The sequence below is a fragment of the [Clostridium] symbiosum ATCC 14940 genome (genome assembly GCF_000466485.1).
In the GTDB taxonomy this organism is placed as follows: Bacteria; Bacillota; Clostridia; order Lachnospirales; family Lachnospiraceae; genus Otoolea; species Otoolea symbiosa.
Genome location: NZ_KE992784.1, coordinates 1 through 4,076, shown reverse-complemented (window position 1 = coordinate 4,076; position 4,076 = coordinate 1). Strand labels below are relative to the sequence as shown.

Here is a 4,076-nt window from a genome sequence, read left to right as displayed (position 1 = left end):
GTCTTGCACTGGAATTTACTTTTTCAAGTCAGCATTCCCGAATACAAAGAGCCAAAAAAGACTCCAACCAATTGACAGTGGTTGGAGTCTAAACGATTATAATTTCTTTTGTTTTCTGACTGTCAGTACGACAGTTCTTCCGTTTATATTTACTAATGTTATACTATACTATTATTTTATTACTATACTAATACGTTTAGTTTACCGTAACACTATATTGCTATATCAATATATTGCTCTAATTTATTCCTATAGTTTGATTAATAGTTACAGTACAGCTTAATGATTCTTATTCAATTGTTACATATTTACATATTACTCAATACTTATTACTTATCGTTTATTCTTAATACTCTATACTGCTTTCTTTTCTGCTTTCTCTCTTTTCCTAATTATTATTTTCTATCTTTCCGTACTACACTCAAATTCTTTTACTACATCAGTTACCGTATCTCTTTATTACCTCTGTTCCTGCCAGCCATCAGCTGGCTGATGTTCCATGTGGCCCATCTCCCATTCTACTTTCTAAACAATCGTTGGCAGTATGCTTTACCGCTGCTATTGTAATATGAGCTCTGGCAATCATCTGTAAATCTTCTTCCTTATAATGGATATTAAGTCTATACATTGGCATACTGTTCACCTCCTTGCTTATAATAGTCAGATTTAAACGATTTTTTCATTCTTTTTAATCAAATCAATCACTTAAATCCCCTTTATTATCTGTTTATAATTATACAACAAGATTCTTTGCGTGTCAATATCAAGCTCTGATTAATATATTTCTTTTGCGTCAGCGGGCAGTTTCTATCTTCCCGGCCAGCGTCTGATAAAGCAGGGCCGGATTGATCGGCTTTGCCAGGTGTCCGTTCATTCCTGCCGCATAGGCCCGTACCACATCCTCATGGAACGCATCAGCCGTCATGGCAATGATGGGGATATCGGCTGCCCTGGGATGTCCCGATTTACGGATCGCCTCCGCCGTCTGGTATCCGTCCATCTCGGGCATCTGCATATCCATCAATATCAAATCATAGCTGTCACCGGATAGTAAGAACTTTTCCAGGGCTATCTTCCCGTTTTCCGCATAATCCACGGTAATGCCGGTCATTTTCAGCAGCTCCACCGCAATCTCCCTGTTCAGCTCGTTATCTTCCGCCAGGAGTACATGGCGGCCCGCCAGTTCCGGATGCTCCGACTGGGGGCCCTCCTCCGGCAGCATCACCGTTCTGCTGATCCCCGTCACCGAAAGCAGGGTATTATACAGTGTGGACGCAAAAATCGGCTTTGCCAGAAACGCATTTGCCCCGGCCAAACGTGCATTCTGCTCTATAGTGCCCCAGTCGTAAGATGTTATAATAATAATTGTTGTATCCGGACCTGCAATCTCCCTTATTCTTTTTGTCACTTCAATCCCGTCCATATCCGGCATCTTCAGGTCCACCAGGCAGACATCATACTCTTCCCCCATCTGATGGGCAATCCTGACTTTCTCTACGCATTGCTCTCCGGTCAGAACCCAATCGGAACGTATCCCCAGATTTTTCAGAAGAAGAGATGCATGGATGCAGCTGTTGCGATCGTCATCCGATACCAGCACCTTCAGTGACTCCATGGCAGGCGGCTTTTGTTCCTCCGTGTTATCACTGCTTTCCGGAATGTTAAAGTCCAGTTCCACCGAGAAAGCAGTCCCCTTCCCCAATTCGCTTTTCACGGAGATTGTTCCGCCCATCAGCATCACCAGATTCCTGGTAATTGCCATTCCAAGACCGGTTCCCCCGAACTTCTGTCCGGCAGCCACACTCTCCTGTTCAAACGGAGTGAACAGGCGTTTCATAAATTCCCTGCTCATGCCATAGCCGGTGTCGCAGACCGTAAAGCCCAGGCGCACCCGGCTGCGTTTCCGCTGTATCTGCCTTATTTCCAAACGGATCGTGCCGCCCTTCGGCGTAAATTTGAGTGAATTGGACAGCAGATTAAGAAGAATTTGGTTCAGCCTCATCGCATCCCCAATCATAACCGTCTCGGTCAGCTCAATCAGCGGTACGGTAAAGAGAAGCCCCTTTTCAACCGCCTGAGGATAGATAATGGAGGTGATGGATTCGGCAACCGTCTTCAAGTCAAATGCCTCATGCGCAATTTTCATTTTCCCTGCATCAATTTTTGACATGTCCAGTATATCGTTGATCAGAGACATGAGATGCTTGGAAGAATACCCAATCTTCTCCAGGCAGCCGGCCACTCTCTGGCGGTCTTCAATATAGGCTCCGGCAATTGTTGTCATCCCTATTATGGCTGGTAGATAAAGGAATTGGGGAAATAATTGACTGCACAATGAACAGGGACTGGGACAGGCTCCGCAGCACGCTCTTTGCTTTCCAGAAAAACACCACGGAACGGGCTATTAGTTACATCACGCAGAATATAACACCGGCCGCCGGGCAAATTCCATTTATCTGGAGAATTTATTACGGCCGCCCTCAGATTTGTTACAGTCTTTCGCTGCGGCTCCTGCATGAAATCTATCTGGGTAAATACCGTGAGACGCCATATCTTCCTTCCTATGAGAAAATGGCCAGAGAATATCAGGTTTCCGTCAGTACCATGCGCAGGACCATTGATGTGCTCAGCCGGTTCAGGGCAGTGGAATCAGTCAACGGAATTGGAACCCGCGTATGCCCGGCCAGTACCGAAACTCCCGATTTCTCAACACCTGCCGTCCGGCGCAATCTTGCCCTTTTCTTCCAGGTATTTGAATTAATCATCCTTTCATGTGAAGAAGCCGCCTGCGCCACTTTTCTCCGGCTTACGCCCGACGAGAAAAGCAGCCTGCTTTGCAGGCTGGAAGAAAACCTGCGCTCCGGCAGATGTGCATTTTCACTGTGGCACATTCTCCTTTGTATCGCAATGTACTGCCCCATAAAAGGGGGCCGCCATATCTATTCAAAAATATACGGGCTTTTTCTCTGGGGCTATCCATTAAGGACTTCCCATAAAGAAACGGCCTGGCTTGAAAAGGCTGACGAGGAATTTACTAAAGCAATAGCGGAGTGTATCGGGCAGAACCGCTTCCGGGAATGCTCCCTGATTGTCAGGGAAATGACCATCCGCCTGTTCCACAGGGCTGAAAATTATCTGCTCAGCCATGGTATACAGGAGGATGAATTGCGACTTTCCCCGGCAATCCGGATGATGATACCGGGAGAATCAGGAACGTAATTCCATACAGACGGTATAAATGGCAGTAAACACACGGTCTGTACGGCGCTCTCAGCGGCCGAGGGTGCCGTACAGCCTGACCAGCCATTTCCAGGTGCCGGGAAACTTATCAAGAATTGCCTGCCTTATCTCTACTGAGGATACGCCGTTCTTCAGTGGAAATTCGACAGTCCCCCTGACCTGATCGCCGATGGCAATCACACCTCTGGCCGCTCCTCCGGCCGCTACCCTGGATGCGGCGGCGCATCCGCCGAGTGAGTAAACGCCAAGTGCCAGACCGCCGGCTGCAAAATATCCAACCGCCAGGCCGCCCAGCGCTATGGTTCCGATTGACATCCCTCCCACGGAGAGCAGCAATGCAATTGAAAGTCCTCCAATCGAGACAATTCCTCCCGATAATCCTCCAATTGAAATGATTCCGGCTGATAAACCGCCTGTGCTTATAATTCCGACCGCACAGTTCCCCACCGCTATCACTCCTTTTGCACGGCGCAGACCTCTCCCCACATTAATATGAACCAGCGGCAGTCCCCAGAATGTGGTTTTACTCTTATATTCATAATTCCATCCGGTCTCATGAATATATACAGGCGCCGTAACCTTGCGTTCCTCTATCCCTATCAGCCGGTCAACTGAGATTTCAAATAAACTGCTTAATTCTATCAGTTTCGCAAGCTCAGGTGTGGTGTCACCCGTCTCCCATTTTGATACGGTCTGCCTCGTCACACCGATATTTGCCCCAAGCAGTTCCTGTGACCAGCCTCTCTGCTTTCTCAGTTCCATTAATTGCTCTCTGAATTCCATATGATTTACCTCCGGCCGTTTTTAGGTAGTGTCAAGTTTCACTACCTGTTTTA

General features: G+C 47.3%; 3 protein-coding genes and 1 pseudogene. 1 reads left to right on the top strand and 3 read right to left on the bottom strand.

Annotated features, from left to right (window positions below):
* Positions 1-481: 481 nt before the first annotated feature.
* Complete coding sequence (locus CLOSYM_RS22665) at positions 482-634, bottom strand: hypothetical protein (protein WP_009298912.1); 153 nt, start codon at positions 632-634, stop codon at positions 482-484.
* Between the two features lie 159 nt (positions 635-793).
* Positions 794-2,296: pseudogene (locus CLOSYM_RS00015) on the bottom strand (response regulator); the annotation flags it as partial.
* A 38-nt stretch (positions 2,297-2,334) separates the two neighbouring features.
* Here CLOSYM_RS00015 and CLOSYM_RS00010 point away from each other — a divergent pair.
* Positions 2,335-3,219: a GntR family transcriptional regulator gene (locus CLOSYM_RS00010; RefSeq protein WP_021640450.1), complete on the top strand. Its 885-nt coding sequence runs from the start codon at positions 2,335-2,337 to the stop codon at positions 3,217-3,219.
* A gap of 51 nt (positions 3,220-3,270) precedes the next feature.
* On the opposite strand, the gene CLOSYM_RS00005 is transcribed toward CLOSYM_RS00010, so the two are convergent.
* On the bottom strand, positions 3,271-4,023 hold the full coding sequence (locus CLOSYM_RS00005) for a helix-turn-helix transcriptional regulator (protein ID WP_021640449.1): 753 nt from the start codon (positions 4,021-4,023) through the stop codon (positions 3,271-3,273).
* Positions 4,024-4,076 lie beyond the last annotated feature (53 nt).

Excerpts from the sequence above, each read along its gene's own strand:
- CLOSYM_RS22665 (WP_009298912.1), bottom strand. The coding sequence starts at position 634 with ATGCCAATGTATAGACTTAATATCCATTATAAGGAAGAAGATTTACAG.
- CLOSYM_RS00010 (WP_021640450.1), top strand. The coding sequence starts at position 2,335 with ATGAACAGGGACTGGGACAGGCTCCGCAGCACGCTCTTTGCTTTCCAG.
- CLOSYM_RS00005 (WP_021640449.1), bottom strand. The coding sequence starts at position 4,023 with ATGGAATTCAGAGAGCAATTAATGGAACTGAGAAAGCAGAGAGGCTGG.